Consider the following 19,424-nt stretch of genomic DNA (forward strand, 5'->3'; position numbering starts at 1 on the left):
GCCTCATGAAGCAGTCCCCGCCACATGACAGCCGCTTTGAAGATTTGTCTTAACGCAGTTGACCCGATCGGCCGCACCGGCTGTGGTCAAGTTGATGCTATCCGAGATGCGATTCACCGGTATTTGGCGCGATTATCAGGCGCGTGTGTTGGCCGAGATGGATGGACATCTCGTTGACGGTCGGCTCCACGTCGTCGCAGCCCCGGGTTCAGGAAAGACGGTCCTAGGCCTCGAAGCGATGAAGCGCATCGGCCGCCCTGCCCTTATTCTCGCGCCGAGCCTGACCATCCGAGACCAATGGCGCGAGCGGCTTTCTCCTCTTTTCCTCGACGACCACCACGCCTGGGATGCGCATATCTCCACAGCCATCGACGCACCGTCGACGATGACACTCGCGACCTATCAGGCCCTACACGCGGCCCATGACGGTGGTCCCGAACGATTCGACGCGCTGGTTGCAGCCTTCGCGGCCAAGGGGCCGGTCACGCTTATCGTCGATGAAGCCCATCATTTGCGCCGGGAATGGTGGACAGCGCTCTTTGAACTCCGCGACCGGCTGGAAGACGTGAAGCTCGTCGCGCTCACCGCGACACCCCCGTACGATGCACCACTCTCCGAATGGTCACGATACGAAGCGCTGTGCGGGCCGATCGATAGCGAGATTTCGGTGCCCGAGTTGGTGCGTAATGGCGACCTTTGCCCCCATCAAGATCATATCCACCTATCAACGCCGCGCCACGATGAGCTCGAACTCCTGTCGGCGCGGCGTCGCGCGATCGAGAACCTGACAGCGGGCTTGATAGCCGACTCCGCGTTGATGGATCGCCTCGCCGATCATCCTTGGCTGACCCAGCCCGAAGAGCATGAAGAAGAGCTGCTCGAACGCCCCGAATACCTCACCGCGCTGATGATCGCGCTCGCCGCCGCCGGGCGATCCGTCCCGTGCGCCGTCAGGAATCTCCTTGGAGTGGACGACGCTGCGTTACCGCCACTGACATCTGCCTGGCTGGAAAGGCTGTTCCAAGGCTTGCTCGACGAGTCCCGCAGCAAAACCGCCATCGGTGAGGCGAATTGGATCGAGCTGCGACGCGCGCTGAACGGCTTGGGGCTGATCGAGAACAAGCGCGTCGTCCTTTGCGAGAACAAGGAAGTTTTCACAGCGGTGGCGGGCAGCGCCGCAAAGCTCGACAGTATCGTTGACATCGCGCGGGCGGAGGCGCGAACGATGGGAGAATGTCTGCGTCTGGTTGTCCTTTCCGACCGGATACGCGCCGACGAGTTGCCGCGGGATCCCGAGGCGCCGTTTGCGCCAACGAAGCTCGGCGTCGTGCCGATCTTCGAGGCGCTACGCCGGGCGGGGGTCATGCCGGCTGCTCTCGCGGTGCTAACTGGCACACTCGTCATTGTCCCAGTGGACGCTTTGGGGGCGCTCGACACGGAGGCGAGGGCCATGCGGATCGATCCGGCGCGTTTGCGCCGCCGCGTGCTGCCCGGCTGTCCAGCGCATGTCGCACTTGAGGCGGAAGGCAGCACCGCGTCGAGCGTGGTAGCGCTAGTGACGCGTCTGTTCCAGCGCGGCTCTATCCGGGTGATCGTCGGCACGCAGGCGCTTCTCGGCGAAGGCTGGGACGCGCCCGCGATCAACTGCCTGATTCTGGCCAGCAACGCGGGCTCCTACATGCTGTCGAACCAGATGCGAGGCCGTGCGATTCGTGTTGATCCCACTTCGCCCGGCAAAGTCGCCGCGATCTGGCATCTCGCGACCGTCGTCCCTGGCCCAGTCGAGCCCGCCGGGCCTCAAGATGGCGATGTCGGCGCGCTTTGCCGTCGCTTTGAGGCGTTCGAAGGGATTACGAACGACGACAGCGACAAGATTGAAAACGGTGTCGACCGCCTTGCCGTGGATTTCACCGCAATCCAGCAGGCCGAAAACCTCAGAACCTTCGCGCGGGCGAGCGACCGAGCGGCGATTGCCGAGAAATGGCATAGTTCGCTGGGAGGCGCGACGCCGCGTAGCCATGTTCATCGCGTCGCCGAAGCAAATTACGCCCCCCGCTCGCTGGCTTGGCGCGACACGCTCCATGCTCTCATCTTTTCGGCCATTACGGGCGGCGCGCTGTCGGCGCTGGGCGCTGTTCGATATTTTACAGGCGTTAGAAGCCTCGTCACATTGATGATGATCTTCGTCGGGGCCACCTTCCTTTACTCACTGCCCAAGCTGGCTCGAGCCGGAATGCTGTGGTGGCGTAACGGCACGTTGGAGCGCAGCCTCGCCCAGGTGGGTAGCGCGCTGGTGGCGAGTCTCTGCCACGTCGGAGCATTCAAAGGGGCAGAGACGGGTTATGCAGTCGTGGTGCGCCCCACGATTGCGGGTCGCTACGAAATTGCGATCGATGGTGCTACGCGGGCGGAGGAGCGTGCGTTTCTGGAAGCACTCGCCGAATTGCTCGGGCCGATACAAAATCCGCGCTATCTGCTGGTTCGAAAAAGTCGCCTGTGGCTGGCGGAACGAACCGATTTTCACGCCGTCCCCACTGTTTTCGGCTCGCGCAAGGAATTGGCCGAGTATTTCCTCCGGCAGTGGCAGCGCCGAGTTGGGGCGTCTCGGCTAGTCTTCACCCGGACCGGGGATGGTCGCCGTGCCCTACTCCGTGCACGTGTCCAATCGTTCGCAGCGGGGATGCAGCGCTTTTTCCAACGCCGCTCGGTTTGGATGTAAAGTTGGTCCCGGCGTACGCCTCCCTTTCCGCACCGCATGCCTCGAGCTCGTGAGCTCTCCCACGGCGCGTGTCGCTGGATCTTCGTCGCGCTGCACTCGCGGCGCTCGGCGACCGCATTCGTCCTGGAGCGGCATTTCAGTGTCGGTTCGGCACTTAAGTACCCTGCCCATTGCGGCGCATTCATCCCTCACCCATTACCGCCTCGGATCGAACCGAGAGCCAGACGGGCTACACTCGCCGCGTTTTGGGCCTCTAAGCTTCAGTAGCCATCGGGAGCGCTTCATGTTTCGTCCAACACGTCAGCCTTTCCTTCGCCTTCTGGTTGCGAGCGCCGGTGCGCTGGTCATGATTGCGGGCTCCGTCCGGGCGCAGGACTATCGGCCTAGCTTCCATCCCGACACGCTGAAGGGTCCGCCCGCTGGCAAGGCTAATGAAGTGCTGGTGCTGGGCACGACGCACCTCTCCGGCCTGCCCAAGACCTTCGACATGGCGCTGCTGGTCCCGCTGGTGGATCGCCTGGCGGCCTGGAAGCCGACCGGTATCGCCACCGAGGACCTTTCAGGCCTGCAGTGCGACGCCCTGCGTCGCTATCCGGCCCGTTACGCCGCGACGGTGAAGAGCTATTGCTACGATCCGGCCGAGGCGGGCCAGGCCGTCGGTCTCGATGTGCCGGCGGCCAATGCCGAGGTCGAGCGCCTGCTCGCCGCGTGGCCGGCCCAGCCCACGACCGCCCAGCGGCGACGTCTGGCCGCCGTGTTCCTGGCTGCGGGGGAGCGGAACTCGGCCCTTGTGCAATGGCTGCGGTTGCCGGGGGCCGAACAACGCGCTGGCGACGGCCTCACTGAGGCGCTGGTCACCTATCTGGAATCCCTCAAGTCCCGACGTAACGAGTCCACCCTGATCGCGGCCGTGCTGGCCGCGCGCCTGGGACTTGATCGTTTGTGGAGCGTCGATGACCACACGGCCGACACGCCCGACAGCAGCGACCCGGTCGAACAGAAAGCCTTCGAGGCCGCTATCATGAAGGCCTGGGATAATCCGACGAGCAAAGCTCGCCGAGCCGAGGATGAGCGCCTGCGGGCCGACCTGAACAAGCCGGACGGCCTGCTGAACCTCTACCGTGCCCTCAACAGTGCCGACGCCCAGCTGATGGCCTTCAAAGGTGACTTCGGCGCGGCGTTCCTGGAATCATCGCCGCAGGGCTTTGGCCGTCAGTATCTGGGCTATTGGGAGACTCGTAACCTTCGCATGGTCGGCAATATCCGCGACGTGCTGGGTCAGCACCCCGGCATGCGGATGCTCGCCATCGTCGGCGCGTCGCACAAGGGCTATTACGAGGCCTATCTGAACCAGATGCACGACGTGCGCCTGGTCAGCGCCGACGCTGTGCTGCACTGAGATGGAGTGAGGGTCGACAAGTGCTGACAATTGCTCGTGGCAGCAATCTTAGCAGACGGCGTCGTGACAGGTATCGGCACGGGCGGCGTGGTCGCGCTGCTGAAAAACGCTTCATGAACCACAGGACAAGCTGCCCGTTCACGCCCGCTCGGCCCTGCAAGCCCTTGCCGCCCAGCTACGGGCTCTCTCCAGCGAGGTCGACCGTCTCTTTGGCAAAGCCATCTGTCGGCCGCCAATGCCGACATACATATCAATGTGGATCCGGAAGTGGAAGTTGAGGTCGTGTCATTGCGACGGCCGCGGATCGGTAAGAGCTCGGACAATGGAGATTAGACATGCTGGAATGGCTGCGGAAATTGATGGCCGGGGACCAGAGCGCAGAACCGCCCCAGGGCGAAGTGGAGCGCGACGAGCAGGGGCGCATCGCGCGAGTGACGCAGACGCTGTCGCTTACCGAGGGCAGCGAGGGCGGCGCGGATAGCCCCGCCTACCCCGTGCTTGTCCCGGACGACAGCCTGGCGCCCCGCCTGCGCGAAGCCTGCGACTGGCTCATTGGGCAGAACATCCGCTTCGCCCGCGAGCAGGGGTTCGGTCTTGAGCGCAATTACGATTTCGACCAGGGCACCGGCCTGCTTACCTTGAAGTTCGCGCGCGGCCGCACGATCGTCGCCCGCGCCCAAATCCTCGGCAGCTTCGATCCACGCGACCGCAGCTTCATGTGGGCCTGGGCCAATCCCTCCTTTCTGCCGGCAATGTGCGAGGATGCCGAACGCGCAAAGGCCGAAGGAGAGCGGCTCGGCCTCGCCGCCCTGACCATACCGACCCAGGCCGTCGTCTTTGACAATCTGAAGCCGCTGCTCGCCCTGGCTGCCCGGACGGGCGGCGCCGATGGTGTCTATCGCGGCATGGTCAACGGCTCGACCTCGGTGTTCATGTCATTCCGTCTCGAGCAACCCGCCCGGCAATCCCGGGCCGCGGTGCCGGTCGACGAAGCCATGCTGGAGGCCTCCCATGCGCTGGTGACGGCCTATGATGCCGAAATGCTGCCGATCGACCGCGAGTACCACGAACGCGACGGCCAGGACGGCATCCTGCGCGAATTGATCGGCCGCAAGCTGGCCATCTACAACCGCTACTGGTCGCGCACCGATAGCTACTGGGAACCCAGCTCGCTTGGCTGGCCGTCCGACCACGACCCGGACACGAAGGCGATTTGTTTCACCGTCCCGCACCCCAAAGGCGGCGCCATCGACATCGCCATCGGCAGGCATGTCGGCGAGACCGTCTACCGGATCGAATCCGTAGACGGTGCGCTGAGGATCACCGATCAGCTGCTGGATTGGGGCGGAGGCTTTGTCTGGCCAAGCATGGATGGTTGATCGCGGAGAAGGCCGATTGTGCGCGTCGCAAGACGACCCGCCCTCCCGCTGGCGACGCGCCGGCGCTAGGTCGGCTGCATGACGCTTCGAATCATTCTCGCCGCTGCCCTCATGTTTGCTCCGACCACGCATGTGCTTGCCCAAGGCTTTGCGACACGCGACCTTGCCAGCCTGGCCAAGGACATGGAGAAGACCCTCGGCCCCGGCTTCACGAGCCGGACCGAGGACGGCCAGGCCGTCCTTTCCTGTCCCACCTGCTCCGGTAGCCCGATCGTCGGCGTCGTGCTGGGACGTCAGGACGACGGCACCGAGCAGCGTGTGCGCGAGGGAAAGACCACAATCGCGCAACTCCGGGCGCGATGCCGTGCCCGCGACTTCAGCTGCGAACTGACTGCACTCGACGTTGCCCCTGCGATCGGCTGGATCACCAGCTATCGCATGGGTTCGATGGCTGGTGCGACCGCCGTCATTATCCGAGACGGTGACCTCCTCACTATCCGTTCGCTTTCCGAGGATTCCACCGTCGCCCGCGCCAATGCCGTCAAGATGGCGAGCTTCGCGCGCCGTATCATCGGTAAGTGAGAAGCGCGCCAAGGTCGGGCTGCTTTGATCCTCACCGGCTCCACGCTTGATGAGTAGAGACGGGCGCGAAGCCGCCAAATGATTGCCGGTGCCGTCTTCCGGTCCGTCTCTATCTACACCGTGCCACTGTCGGCCAAGCGGGCTGCACCCCTATGCCATGTTACTGCTCCCCCACCAGGCGTTACTGCTGACAACCGCTCCGCCCGCGCCGAGATTTTCACGCTCGCATCCAGCAGCTATCTGCTGACGTCGGTTCGCAAGATTGAACTTCCATGCCAAAGGCAGGTCCATGATAAAGACGTTGGTTGTGGCTGGGCGGGATCGTGCCCGCTTGGCGGACATTCTACAGGTCGTCTCCCGCTTCGGCGTGGCCGTCATTCTCGCCCGCCTTGGCGTGTCGCTGCCGAGCGGCGACGGTGAAACGTTGCCCGAACCCGACAGCCTGCCCCGCCGGGCGCGGCTAGCGCTTGAGGCGCTCGGGCCCACCTTCGTCAAACTCGGCCAGATTCTCGCGACGCGCGGCGATCTGCTCGCGCCCGCCTGGATCGCGGAACTCGAAAAGCTGCACAGCCAGGCACCGACGTTGATGTTCGACGATCTCCGTCCCGCTGTCGAACTGGCGCTGGGCGAGCCGCCGGAGAGCGTGTTTGCGTCGTTCGATCCGGTGCCGCTTGCGGCGGCGTCGATGGCGCAGGTCCATCGTGCGACGTTACCCGGCGGCCGCGACGTTGTGCTGAAGATTCAGCGACCCGGTATCCGACCGTTGATGGAAGCCGATCTCAGGCTGATCGCCGGGCTCGCCGCCGTGATGGAGACCAACGCCGAGATGCGACGGTACGCGCCCGTCGCGATGGTGCGCCAGCTTGCCGCCGCGGTGACCGAGGAACTCGACTTCACGACCGAGGGCCGCAACGCCGACCGGCTGCGCGCAGACTTCGCCGACGATCCGCGCGTCGTCTTGCCCGAAATCCACTGGGAATTGTCGTCCGAGACGCTGCTCGTGATGGACTATGTTGACGGCGTGCCGCCCCGCAGCGACGCGACGCTGCGCGCGGCCGGCATCGATCCCGGCGCGATCGCCGCGCTCGGTGCCGAACTCGTGCTCGATATGGTGCTGGTCAACGGACGTTTCCACGGCGATCCCCACCCCGGCAATCTGCTTTGCCTGCCGGGCGACCGGATCGCGTTGCTGGATCTCGGCATGATCGGGCATGTCTCACCGCGTCGGCGGCAGGAGTTCATCGGCTTTGTTCAATCACTGGATTCAGGCGACCCTGCACAATTGACCGACGTGCTGCTCGGCTGGTCGGACGGCGTCGATGTCGCGCCCGGACGCGTGCGGATCGCAGCGGAACGCCTGGTCGCAAAGCATGGCGGCGGGCAACTTGTGCTGGGGGCGATGATCGCCGATTTCCTGCCGCTGATGCGCCACGAGGGGCTGGTGCTGCCAACTGACCTGCTGCTGGTCTTCAAGGCGCTGGTGACGATCGACGGCGTGTTGACAGCGATCGAACCCGGTTTCGATTTGTCAGCCGCGATCCGGGGTGCTTCGGCCAAGATCGCCCTGGCCCGATTGTCACCGGAGTATTGGGCGCCAATCGCCCGGACGCTCGCCTGGGAAGTGTCCAAGATCAGCGAAGACGCGCCTCGCCTGCTCCGCGCCGCCATCCGCCGCCTGGAGGCTGAGCCTGCACCTGCCGTCCCATCGGACGCTGCCAACATACTTGCCGCCGGGCGCTGGATATCGGGGGCGGTCGTGATCGGCGCTTGCATGGTGGCTGGCGCCTTGCTGTTCCGGTAGCGCTTCGAGGCGGCCTCACCGGCGCCCTACCCAAAGAACCCGAGGAAAGGGGACCGTCAGAAGACGGGCCAGCTATTTCCGCCGCGCCTTATTTCCGTGAAGGATTTCATTCGCCTGCGTCACCTCCTGTTGGGAGCGGAAGACGACGTCCAGCCAACGGTCGTCCCGCGCGCAATAGATGCCTCAGCGACCTTGCAGGTCGCGTTCCGGCCGACGAGCAGCAGCGAGGCTAGGATCTGCAATACACAATATGATGTCCGACCTGCGCTCCAGCTCACGGCTCGCTCGGTGCGTCAATTCCCCTTGGCGCCGGCTCGCTTCGGCGAATGGCAAGAACAGAATACATTGCGCCGCGTTGGTCGAGATCACTCACCAGCCTGGGGCATTCGATGGCCGTGCGACAATCGACGACATTCATGCTCTCCCTTGCCGCGCTCGCCATCGCGAGTTGCTCGCGAAGTGTGGAGGTCGACAACGGACCGCAGCACAGCGACGCGGCAAACACAGTGGGGGAACAACTCCGACCCGCTCGCGAGGAAAACGCCACGGCCTCAGTCTCGCCCGCGGCAGAGCCAGAAGACCGCACCGCCCCTGCAACGCGAGGCGGCGACGGATCTCCAATACTGCTCAACGCCCTGTCAGCCGCCGACATGGACGGCGCGAAGCTTGAGGGTGACCTTGCCTGCAGTTTCGGCGGAGGCGATGCGACGCTGCTCCTGGCTCGGGGCAATGTCGGCTCGCCCGAACGGTCCCAGGGCGTCGTCAAGGGGACGAGCTCGGTCGAGCGCATCAGTGCGCCCGGGGGCTATGACGCGATGATCAAGGGCGTGCGGTTCGCCGGACAGGGCAAGACCATCACGATCGCCGTGACGGGCAAGGCGCAAAGCGGCGGTGAATCACCGGCGTCTCCCGCTAGGTTGACCTATGACCGGTCGGACGGCGCGCGCCGCACGGTGATAGGCGACTGGACATGTGGCCCCTAAACCATTGCAATATGAAGCATTGCCGATTGATATCGCGGTGCGAGGTGCTCGACAGGGGCCAAAAGATGATAAAGCACTACGAGATTTTCGCCGACTATTTTCAATTCTATCTGTGGGACGCGATCGAGCGGCCGAACGCTCCGGAAGACTATGACGACGAGGATATCCGTCGCCGGGTCAAGGCGGCGCCGTTCATCGTCGTCATCCAGCCGGCCCGCAACATGGATGTGCCGGTCGGGATCGAGGTAGCCGACACCCCTCCGCCGCTGGTCCTCGACGATTGGGACCATATCGCGGAGGCAAGCATCGAACTTCCGTCGGGACGACTCGAAATCCATGAATGCACTGGGGGTTCGATCGATATCATCCCAGTGTCGCCAGGAAGCTACCGCGTGAGAGCGTGCTTTGGCGGCCTCGACACATTGAGCGAGGACGGGCTGGACGGTGACGACCACTACCGCATCGTCCTTTGGCGGGCCCCGCTTGCCCCGGTGGAGGTGCTCAAGCATTATATCGAGCCGGGCTGACAAAGATAACCGGCCGATGGCATTAGCGAGCGAGACCATCATCGAGCTTGAGGTGGCGAGTCCCTCGACGTGGAAACCGCGCGGAAAAGCGAGAAAAGCTGCCGCCGCGCTGCTTGTGCAGCATCATAGTCGTTCCCGCCTGCGGCGAGTTCAGCGCATGTGTTGAGCGCGCGATGTCCGCTAAGGTCGCGGTCGCACCGCTTGATCCACGCCGCGCCGCGCGCGGCCTCGCGCCGATAGCGCGCGCGGGCCCCGTCGCAGACCGTCTCGGCGTCGTCCGTGCAGCCCTGTGCGTACGCAGTATAGGCGAGATAATCTGCCCTGGCCTCGTCGTGCTGCGAACGGCTGCGCAGTTCGAGCGCCGTCCTGCCCAGGAAATGGCATCCCTCCGGATCGACAAGGATCGCGTCATTGTGCAGGAAACAGGCCTTCGCGAGCGAACCGAGCCCACTGCGCATCGGAAAACCAAAAGAAATCAGCCATCTCACCGCCTCCTCAATAAGGCAGTGAATCACGACCCTGGTGCCAACGGCATCCTGTTATTGGGCCCGGACCCCAGCACTTGGCTGCCGCCCGTCAGCCTTCAGTGCGGCGCGTCAGGACCGCGACAGCACCCCCGGAAGGTGCCAGCGTCAGCGTTAGCGAACTTTCCGCGGTGACAGTGGCATCGGACTTTTGGATGCTATTCATGTCACCTCCGTCCTGCCACATGCGCGCTTGCCACCTGCCGCGCGTTTTGCCGAGGAACCCGAGCGGCACGCTGATCTTGCGCTTCGCTTCGTTCGTCATTGCGCCCACATACCAATGATCGCCCTTGCGACGGGCGACGACGACATATTGGCCAATTTCGCCCGCGAGAAACCGGGTTTCGTCCCAGGTTGCCGGCACATCGCGGAGGAAGTCCGCGCCGGCTGCCAGCGCTCCCTCCGGCGACATGTACGCCTCGGGGCTGTCTGCCAGCATGACGAGGGGACTGTCGTAGACGACGTACATCGCGAGGCCCTGCCCCCTGGTCGTCTGAACGAACGGCAACCGCGAGCGCACCTGCTGCGGAAATTGGGATGGAGGCAATGCGCGGAAGCCCCCGGGCGTATAATCCATCGGGCCGAGCAGCATGCGCGTGAAGGGTAGCGTTACGTTATGGGTCGCCGTGATCCGGGCGCCGAACTTGTTGTATTCCGCGCCTAGTACGCCTTCCTGCGTCACGAAGTTGGGCCAGGTGCGATTGAGACCGTCCGGCGGATAGGCGCCGTGCAAATCCACCATCAAGTGATGCTGCGCGGCTTTGGCCAGCAGACGATGATAGAAAGCGACCATTTCCTGGTCGTTGCGGTCCATGAAGTCGACCTTGATCCCTTTGATGCCCCAGGCTTCGTAGAGCGCCAGTGCATCGTCCAACTGTCGCTCCAGCTGCTTCCATTGCAACCATACCCAGATCCCGATTTTGCGTTCATCCGCATATTTGACGAGACCGGGCATGTTCATGGCGGCGATGGGAACAGTCACGTCTGCCGGACGCGGCCCTTCGGAACTTCCCTTGTACCAGCCCTCGTCGATCAAGATGTACTCGAGCTTCATCCTCTGCGCGAAGTCGATATAGGCTTTATACGTCGCGGTGTTCACGCCCGCATCCGGCACGTTGACGGCCCAACCGTTCCACCAGTCCCAGGCCGACTTGCCGGGCTTGATCCAGCTGGTGTCGGCTATTTTAGAAGGTTCGGCGAGGAGCGATATGAGGTTGGACGGGATCAGATCCCCCATGCTGTCGGCTAGCATTACGACGCGCCAGGCGGTGACTAACGGCCGTTCGGCCAGGGACGCACGCACTGCCGTTTTGAAACCGGTCGAATCCTGTGGATTGTCGGGCCTGGTCGTCAGGCTGATATTGACGCCCAGCCCGCCATCCCCGCGTCCTCGAAAGTAACCGCCCGCATAATCGCGCTTGTCAGCCTCGGCCAGCGCGAAGGTCGTGCCCTTGCCGGTCTCGCAGACCAACGGCGCATCATAGAGGTGAAAGTTGCGCATCTTCGAAGCGCGGACGGCGTCGAACTCGAACTCATGACTGTTAGCGTGAATGCCGGCATTCGCCCCCCAGCAGGCATAGTCGGCCGGAAAGTAGAAGCCGGTCGTCTCCCAATAGACATCCAGCGACGTGAGACGATCTTGCTGTGGTATGACGAAGCGGAAAGCAACGCCGTCTTGATAGGCTCGGGCCACCAGATCGAAACGTACTCCGTCCCGTTTGCGAAGCAGATGCAACTGGGTCTGGCCATAGCGGTCGGGCACCTGCGACGCCTTGCCCATCACCGGGCGATAGACTTCGTCGACGGATACGCTGTCGGCGCCGCTAATCTCGACATCGTCGCCACCCAACGCGCCTTGATTGGTGAAGAGGCCGACGGGCGAGGGCACCAGAACCTGCCGGCCATCCCGCCAGACAGCGAACAGGAGCTTGCCCGAAGCTACGGTGAATTCGATGCGATTGCGCGCGTCTGGCGAAGACACGGTCGTCGCTCTATTATCGGCGGAAGCCGCTGACCATGGCGACAACGCGGCAAGCGCGGCCGCAACGCCCCCCATTTTCGAACGACGCATCGTGACCCCTCCCAGATTGCCGGCCCAGCCTATAAACTTGCATCGCAAGCGGCCAGCTCTTTTCATAGGCGATAACGCGTTCTCGGCAGCGCAAATATCGAAGCCTTTGCTGGCGCGCTCAGTCGCCACCAGCCTTGAGCTGCCCGGAAAGCTTCGGAATGACGTGCCGGCTGTCGAGGTACCAAGCCACCGCCGCGTGATCGGTGAATTGGTGTCCGTTTGCGCCATCTGACGCTCTCATGCGGCCATGCCGCTTCACCCACCCCCTCGCACAACCTCACCTGCTCGATCGAGCTGACAGGTCGCTATACCGCCGATCAGTCCGCGACTATTTCCTCACATGTTCTCACCCTACCTCAACGACTACTCTCCAGGATCGCCACGCCCCAAGGATCGATTGTGGAAGCGGCCTGCCTGCCAGTCAGAAGATCTGTTCCATTGGTAAGCTCCCGAGGAATATTTTGCTTCTCTCGCGAGTAATTCAGCAGATAGCGGACGCGACTGCCATTCGTCAAAGTGCCGCTGCGCACGATGAGAGGGAACCGAGCTGTTTCTGGCCAAACAACGCCAGCCCGTTTCGCAGTGTCGGTCAGGACACCCTCGATCAGCGCGTCTGACGGCATGAAGCCAATGTAGGTTACCTCTCCCTTGCCGTACGAGTTGCGGGTGATCGCAGCATAATTCGGCCACGAATGATGTTCGAAGCGCGCAATCACCTTTGCGGTCGTTGGGGTCAGAAACTCCATCCACCAGCGCGCCTGCAGATCCTTTCCGCTTAGGCCATATAGCTCGGGCCCGACCTTGACCTCTTTGGGTTCGGTAAACAGTTGGTACTTCACCCCTGCTGCCTGCGAGATTGCGCCCGGTTGCGACGCGTAGCGCACCTTGGTGTCCTCATTGGAGAACCCGCTTTTGAACGTGTAAACCAGGTGGCCACCAGCTTCGGCAAAAGCATTCAGCCGAGCGATTTCCTCGTCACTCGCTGAATACAGGGCCGGCACGACAATCATCTTGTATTTCGATAGATCCGGGTCGCCATCTGGCGAAATGACGTCCGCCTCGATATTTCTTCTATACAGCGCGTCATAAAAGGGGCGCATCACCTGGTTGTATTCGATGTTTCCCGGCAGCTTGAACGAGTCGAACGCGCTTTGCGCACGATTACTGACATAGATCGCGACGTCATTGCTCTTTTTCAAATCTGCGAGCTTCGGAGAAAGGCGCTTGATGTCAGCGCCAATTTCCTTGGCAGCATTGTAGACTTCATTTGGCTGATAGTCCTGGGTCAGCAATCCGCGCCAGTAGGTCTCGACTGCGTTTGCCGTTGTAGCCCAGTGCCAATACGCGACCATGTTCGCGCCAGACGCAAGATGGCTGAAGGCCTGTAGCCGCAGTTGGCCTGGATAGGGTGTCCATTGCACCCATCCCTGCGCCTCGGTCTCGATAACGTAGTAATTAGCACCGCCTTTCAGCGAGCGAGCCAGGTCGCCGCCGAACGCAATCTCCACGCCTGTCAGGTCATCTTGAGTGGGGTGGTAGATGTCCATGCCAGCAACATCGAGCGGCCGCGCGGCTTTCCAATGATTCACCTCGGGCTGGATACCGTAGGAGGTTTTAAGCCAGCCCATGTCGAAGTTCTGGGTGATGAACTGATCGTTGCGCGCATGCTTGCGCACCAGCCCCGTTTGCCACGCGAGAAACTCCGTTACGAGACCTCTCTGGAATTCGGCAAAGGCGTTCTTGACGCTCGCGTTCATCGTTCCGGTTGTTGAAGGGAAGTCCTCCCACCGGTTAACGCGATTGCTCCAGTAATCGAGACCCCAGGCCTTGTTCAACGCATCGAGGCTGCCCCACTTTTTCTGCAGCGCCGTCACGAACGCAGCCTGCACGTTCGGTCCCGCCGTGTTGTAGGGCTTCGTTTCGTTGTCGACCTGATAGCCGATCACCGCCGGGTGTTTGGCAACATGGGCAATCAGAGCCTCGATGACGCGCTTGGCAGCTGCGCGATAATGTGGGTTCGTGATGTCCATGTTCTGACGAACGCCAAACTTGACCTGCCCCTCTGGTCTGGTCACCAGCACGTCCGGGTGCTGACGCGCGAGCCATGTGGGGATCGCGTAGGTTGGCGTGCCGACGATGACTTTGATGCCATATCGTTGCGCCGCCGCAAGCATCCGATCGACATGGCTGAAATCAAAGACGCCCGGCTGCGGCTCAAGCGTCCCCCACGTCGATTCGGCGATCCGGACTACCGTGATGTTCGCCTCTTTCATCAACCGAAAGTCTTCGTCGATGCGGTCGACGGGCGTGTATTCGTCGTAATACGACACCCCATAGAGAATCGATTGCGGTGTGCGATCTACCTCTTGCGCTTGGGCCTGCACGAAGGAAGGAATAGAGCATGCAGCGGCTATGGCTGAGATTGTGACGAATTTTGACAGATTCAATTTAATCACAATACCATCCACTCCGTATTTTTTATATTCCAGCACCTTTAGGATGATGCCAATATTCTTAAGCAGCAACATAGACTGTCGATATCGCTCACCTAAATTGGGATCTTGGGGAAATCAGCCCTAGGATAACTTGCATGCATCACCCGGAATAATCCACCGCCACACCCAAGCCTATCGACAGCGCAGGGCTTCCGGGGCGCATCAAATGAGCGCGGATCGCCCGGCTCTTCGTCATGCCGGGACAAGTCCCCGCCGCGAGCCCAGCGTGAGCACGCCCGCCGCCCGCACCGCTCCCCCGCAGTGTCCGCCATGTGATGGCGCAGCTACGCGGCACCTTGTTGTCGTTCACGCAACCTCCCGAGCCCTGCGTCCCTGCACAGCGCGGCCCGAACGTGACTGCTTGCTTTCATTTATGCAACCGCGATTTTCCTTGTGAAAGGTGGGGCCGCCATACGGATATGTCGATCGCATCTGGACAGAAGACGCACGCCGATTCAAAAATCGACCCATATCGCCACTCTTCGGGACTAAACACTTAGACCGGGAAATCTTCCGGCGGTGCCGACCGACGTTCCACGCCTTGCTGGCGGTTGGCACAGCTCATGACCGGCACCGCTCGTCGCTCGTTTCGCCTTGCTCGGGCGCGGCATAGAATGACGCCCTCACCGTCACGATATATTCGACGCACCTGATCGCCGAGATTCCGGGTCGCATTCCTAATTATGCAGCAGTCTGAACTTGCGTCAGCAGTTCTAGGTTTCGGGCAACCGCCACCGCCTCGACAGCGTTCCGTGCGGACAGTTTCACCAGAATATTCGAGCGGTGCATGTCGACGGTACGTACACTCAGTTCGAGTTGCCACGCGATCATCTTGGTCTGCAGACCGTCGGCCATCGCAGACAATATCTGGCGTTCCCGACCAGTGAGATGAACCTGCCGAGCGCGCATCTGGCGCTCATAGGCCGCCAGTCGGTCAGCGCCGATCTTTGACGCTTCGTCCAAGGCGGATCGTAATTCCTCAAGCCGAAACGGCTTGCGCAGAAAATGGATAGCGCCGCGGCGGAATGAGGTGATCGCATCGTCGACGGCGGTACTGCCGGATACCATGATCACCGGCCATGGCGGCTTCTCGCGCAGGATCGTGCTGAGCACATCCAACCCGCTGTGATCGGGCATTGAGATATCCAACATCACGCAGCCAAATTTCAGACTGTCGAGTTCGTCCAGAAAGGCGGCAGCGCCTGGGAAGGTGCGCACCGCGATCCCATCGCATTGGAGCATCCGTGCCAGCGTACGGCAAATCAGGGGATCATTGTCCACGACATACACTTGCATGCTGCCACCTCCGCAGACACCCTGACCCGATCCGATTAACGACAGGTTATCGGCTGCATACCGCATGACAAACCAGTTGCCCCCGCGGCTCCAGGCTATTAAATCGGTCAGCAGGAGATCCCAGAGAGAAACCGGCGTGCATAGTTTGAGCCCCACAACCGCTCTGACGCCTGAACTCGTTAGTAAGGCTTATGACATCCCCCATATTCAAGAATTGGCGCTTAGCGCTATCAAGCAAAGCGTTGTAATTGCCGATGTTGGTCGTGAAGGGGCTCCGGTCATCTTTGCCAATGACGCATTTTCCGAGCTGACCGGCTATCCTCTCGATGAAATTATCGGGCGTAACTGTCGTTTCCTCCAAGGACCGGAAACTTCACCAGACGCGAGTGCGCAGATGCGAGCCGCGATTGCAGCACATGAACCATTTTCGGGCCTGATCTTGAATTATCGCAAGGATGGCTCGGCGTTCTGGAACGATCTTGCGCTGACGCCGATCGACAACGGTGAAGTCGGACGCTTCTTCATCGGCGTCCAGCGCGACGTCACCGAGCAACTTGATCTGGAAGCGCGCCTGCGCGAATCCCAGCGGATGGAAGCCATCGGCAAGCTTTCGGGGGGAATCGCGCACGATTTTAACAATATCCTGGCGCTGATCCTGGGCAACGCCGAGATTATCGCCGCCGAGGCCAGCAACGGATCGCTAGCCAAGGATGCCGCGAACGACATCATGGAAGCTGCGGACGGCGGATCAAAACTGATTGCGCGCATGCTGCAATATGCTCGCGGGGAAGGCGGCGAAAACGAGGAGGTGCCCCTCAATAGTGTGATCGAGGCGGTCGTGACCCTGCTCCGACGCACCATCGGAGAGCCGGTACGATTGGAAGCCGATCTGAGCGCCGCGGTCGGTCGTGTCGTCGTCGACCGCACTCTGTTTGAGACCGCCTTGCTGAACCTGGTCCTCAATGCACGCGATGCGATGCCGAAGGGGGGAACGATCCGCATCAGTTCGCGGCGGCAGTCAAATGCCGGCCCCACGCTTGGCCCGGCTGCGATTATTGCCGTGAGCGACAGCGGCGTTGGTATGGACGATGCTACCAAGGCGCGCGCGTTCGAGCCGTTTTTCACCACGAAGCAGGCTGGTCGCGGCAACGGCCTCGGGCTGGCAATGGTCTATAATTTCGTCAAGCAATCGGGCGGCGACATCAGCATCGAAACCGCGCCGGGGCGCGGAACAACAGTCAACATGGTGTTGCCGATTGCCCAGTCGTTGATCAGTCCCGTCGCGCCGGGGGACGAATTGCCGCATATCATGATGGTCGAGGATGATGCCAAGGTGCGCAAGGTGCTCTCGGCGCATCTCGTTCGCGGCGGATATGCGGTTGATCAGGTTTCGTCGGCCGAGGAAGCTCTGGCGCTGATCGAATCCGGATTGACGCCAGCAATGCTGATTTCGGATATCCGGTTGTGCGAGGGCATGACCGGTGTCGAACTGGTGAGCATCCTGCAGGATCGCGGTGTCGAATTCCCGATGCTCCTGATGACGGGCTTTGCCGAGGAGCTGGAGGCGAACGCCAGCCAGATACGGGGCGTGCACGTGCTACGAAAACCGTTCCGCAGCGCGGTATTGCTGACTGAAGTTCATCGGCTGGTTGCCCCCGTGCAAGCCGCCTGAAATTCGATCTTCCCCTTGCTGGATCTGCTCTCGAGCCCAGGCATGGTATCAGGTTGCACGGCGCGGTTGCCTAGGCCGCGCCGTGCCGGGGGTTTGATCACCTACCGTTGATCGTTTTCAAATCCTCAACGCTGAACATTTCCGTCAGCATGAGCCCCGCGAACCCGTCCTGTACCCAGCGAACGACGCCGCGGCGTTCCATGCCGGATTCCAGCGTAACTTTCACTGGGAGCCCAGTTGTGAAACTGCCGTCATGGATCAGCTTCATGCCACGCTGAGAGACGTCTTGGACACGCACCGGGCGGATGCCCTCTTGCGAGCTGACAACGGCACGCAGCTTTGTCAAAACGCGCGGAGCGCGGGCTTCGCCAAGCCGTATCTGTTCGGCCGTACGGCGCAGCAGATCGACACTGTCGATCGACATGGGGAATTTCAGACCGCACTCATTGTCGTTCGTCCACACGACCTGCCCCTCGACGCTGACGGAGTCGGACAGCCAGACACGAATCCATTGGTTCAAAACCACATCGAGACCAAGATCGATCCTCATGCCATCGTCTGACAGGTTCCGGATTCGCGCGAGGCCCTCGCCTTCCTTGGCCTGAACCCGCGCGACCCTGTATACGGTTCGAACGCGATTGCTCTTTCTCCGGTCTTCAATGACGGCGGGAAGTGCGGCTTGTTCGAACCTTGCTGCCTCTTGCATGATGATCTCCTCCTGGTGAGAGCATCATCCTGAAAATTACGCCCTGTTTTCTACCTGTAGATTTTACCGGGTGTTCGCCGGCGGGTTACTGGCCTTGGCTTTCGAAACACTTGGAGTGTCTCCTCCGCTTCGCGTTCTGATCCAAGGACAACGTCCACCCATCGATCGTCGCGGGAGATGCACACCAGCCCGATCAGACAGGGGGCGGAGGCGCCTCTATCCAGGCGTTGTCCGACGATCTGCCCCATGAAGCGTGCCAGCATCTGGGACAATGTTTCGCGACTCATGGAGGAGCCGAAAACCGTGGCCGACATCGCGCGAGTGATAGGACTTTCGCGCCAGGCCTTCCAACGCCTGGCCAATACCTGGTCCAAGAAGGCCTATTCATGCTCAGGGACAATCCAGCACACCGGTCGGCCAGCCTCCCGGACAAAACGCTGGCCGGCACGGCTTCAAGCGCCCGGACCGACGGCCGTCAGACAGTCTGGAGCAACGAAGTCAGCAAACCTTCAACCAACGCCGTGGCGCGTCGCACGATCACAGCCTGCCCTGGAAATCGAAGATGAAGCGGTGTGGGATGGGCTTGCGCTGCTGCTTGCGAGTTTGCGGGGACGGAGCCGCCCCGACTGATATCACCTTGCCGTCGACGATGTCGATCAGGACGCATGCCGTGTTCCATTTACGAGACGTCCCGTCCCGAATACGCCGCCTTACCTCCAGCGTCGGAACGGCTATCTTTGCTCCAGCGACAACGAGCCGCCTGAACACGATCAAGGAGACACGACATGACGATTTTGGTCACTGGCAGCACCGGAACCATCGGAACCCAGGTGCTCAGTTTTCTCGGCGGGCATGGAGCCGACATCCGCGCGCTGACCCGCTCGCCGGAGAAGGCCAATCTGCCGGCAGGCGTTACGGCGGTGAAAGGTGACCTCGCCGATATCGACAGCATCCGCGCGGCGCTGGACGGGGTCAGCACGCTGTTCCTGCTCGCACCCAACGCACCCGATGAACTGACCCAGGCGATGCTCGCGCTGAACGCTGCCCGCGAGGCTGGCGTGAAAGGGATCGTCTATCTCTCGGTGTTCAAGGGCGAGGCCTATGCCGACGTTCCCCACTTCGCCAGCAAGATGACCGTCGAGCGCATGATCGACGCCTATGACCTGCCCGCGACGATCCTGCGCCCGGCCTATTTCATCCAGAACGACATGCGGCAGAAGGACGCCCTGCTCGGCGGCGGCATCTACGGCATGCCGGTCGGCGCCAAGGG

General features: G+C 61.9%; 14 protein-coding genes. 9 read left to right on the forward strand and 5 right to left on the reverse strand.

Translation table 11 applies throughout. The annotated features are described in order from the left end of the window. Positions 1-106 precede the first annotated feature (106 nt). The 7 genes from AC1DT7_RS18535 (at position 107) to AC1DT7_RS18565 (ending at position 9,390) form a co-directional block, all read left to right on the forward strand. Positions 107-2,719, forward strand: a complete 2,613-nt coding sequence (locus tag AC1DT7_RS18535; RefSeq protein ID WP_478037638.1) for a DEAD/DEAH box helicase family protein — start codon at positions 107-109, stop codon at positions 2,717-2,719. A 283-nt stretch (positions 2,720-3,002) separates the two neighbouring features. Next, the gene (locus tag AC1DT7_RS18540; RefSeq protein WP_478037640.1) at positions 3,003-4,118 is read left to right on the forward strand and encodes a DUF5694 domain-containing protein; all 1,116 of its coding nucleotides are present in this window, start codon (positions 3,003-3,005) and stop codon (positions 4,116-4,118) included. A 335-nt stretch (positions 4,119-4,453) separates the two neighbouring features. Next, positions 4,454-5,497 (forward strand): DUF6882 domain-containing protein, encoded by a 1,044-nt coding sequence (locus tag AC1DT7_RS18545; RefSeq protein ID WP_478037641.1) that lies wholly within the window; start codon positions 4,454-4,456, stop codon positions 5,495-5,497. Positions 5,498-5,575: 78 nt separating this feature from the next. Continuing rightward, positions 5,576-6,079: a hypothetical protein gene (locus AC1DT7_RS18550; RefSeq protein WP_478037643.1), complete on the forward strand. Its 504-nt coding sequence runs from the start codon at positions 5,576-5,578 to the stop codon at positions 6,077-6,079. A gap of 289 nt (positions 6,080-6,368) precedes the next feature. Then, the gene (locus AC1DT7_RS18555; RefSeq protein ID WP_478037645.1) at positions 6,369-7,880 is read left to right on the forward strand and encodes an ABC1 kinase family protein; all 1,512 of its coding nucleotides are present in this window, start codon (positions 6,369-6,371) and stop codon (positions 7,878-7,880) included. 389 nt (positions 7,881-8,269) lie between these two features. Beyond that, positions 8,270-8,863: a hypothetical protein gene (locus tag AC1DT7_RS18560; protein ID WP_478037647.1), complete on the forward strand. Its 594-nt coding sequence runs from the start codon at positions 8,270-8,272 to the stop codon at positions 8,861-8,863. 65 nt (positions 8,864-8,928) lie between these two features. Next, a complete protein-coding gene (locus tag AC1DT7_RS18565; RefSeq protein WP_478037648.1) occupies positions 8,929-9,390 on the forward strand; it encodes a hypothetical protein in 462 nt (153 codons plus the stop codon). Positions 9,391-9,428: 38 nt separating this feature from the next. On the opposite strand, the gene AC1DT7_RS18570 is transcribed toward AC1DT7_RS18565, so the two are convergent. The 4 genes from AC1DT7_RS18570 to AC1DT7_RS18585 form a co-directional block, all read right to left on the reverse strand. Continuing rightward, positions 9,429-9,878 carry a hypothetical protein gene (locus AC1DT7_RS18570; RefSeq protein ID WP_478037649.1) on the reverse strand — a complete coding sequence of 150 codons (450 nt, stop codon included), beginning with the start codon at positions 9,876-9,878 and terminating at the stop codon, positions 9,429-9,431. 88 nt (positions 9,879-9,966) lie between these two features. Next, positions 9,967-11,985 (reverse strand): glycoside hydrolase family 97 protein, encoded by a 2,019-nt coding sequence (locus AC1DT7_RS18575; protein ID WP_478037651.1) that lies wholly within the window; start codon positions 11,983-11,985, stop codon positions 9,967-9,969. 356 nt (positions 11,986-12,341) lie between these two features. Next, positions 12,342-14,513, reverse strand: a complete 2,172-nt coding sequence (locus AC1DT7_RS18580) for a beta-galactosidase (protein ID WP_478037652.1) — start codon at positions 14,511-14,513, stop codon at positions 12,342-12,344. Positions 14,514-15,161: 648 nt separating this feature from the next. Next, positions 15,162-15,776: a response regulator transcription factor gene (locus AC1DT7_RS18585; RefSeq protein WP_478037653.1), complete on the reverse strand. Its 615-nt coding sequence runs from the start codon at positions 15,774-15,776 to the stop codon at positions 15,162-15,164. Between the two features lie 136 nt (positions 15,777-15,912). Here AC1DT7_RS18585 and AC1DT7_RS18590 point away from each other — a divergent pair, with 136 nt between their 5' ends. Continuing rightward, positions 15,913-17,448 (forward strand): ATP-binding protein, encoded by a 1,536-nt coding sequence (locus tag AC1DT7_RS18590; protein ID WP_478037655.1) that lies wholly within the window; start codon positions 15,913-15,915, stop codon positions 17,446-17,448. Positions 17,449-17,545: 97 nt separating this feature from the next. Here the strand turns inward: AC1DT7_RS18590 and AC1DT7_RS18595 are convergent, their stop codons facing one another. Continuing rightward, the gene (locus AC1DT7_RS18595) at positions 17,546-18,154 is read right to left on the reverse strand and encodes a PilZ domain-containing protein (RefSeq protein ID WP_478037657.1); all 609 of its coding nucleotides are present in this window, start codon (positions 18,152-18,154) and stop codon (positions 17,546-17,548) included. A 785-nt stretch (positions 18,155-18,939) separates the two neighbouring features. On the opposite strand from AC1DT7_RS18595, the gene AC1DT7_RS18600 reads away from it, so the two are divergent. Next, positions 18,940-19,424, forward strand: a 485-nt coding sequence (locus AC1DT7_RS18600) for an NmrA family NAD(P)-binding protein (protein ID WP_478037658.1), incomplete at its 3' end; no start/stop codon positions are given.

Source organism: Sphingomonas sp. P3_C6, assembly GCF_056402595.1.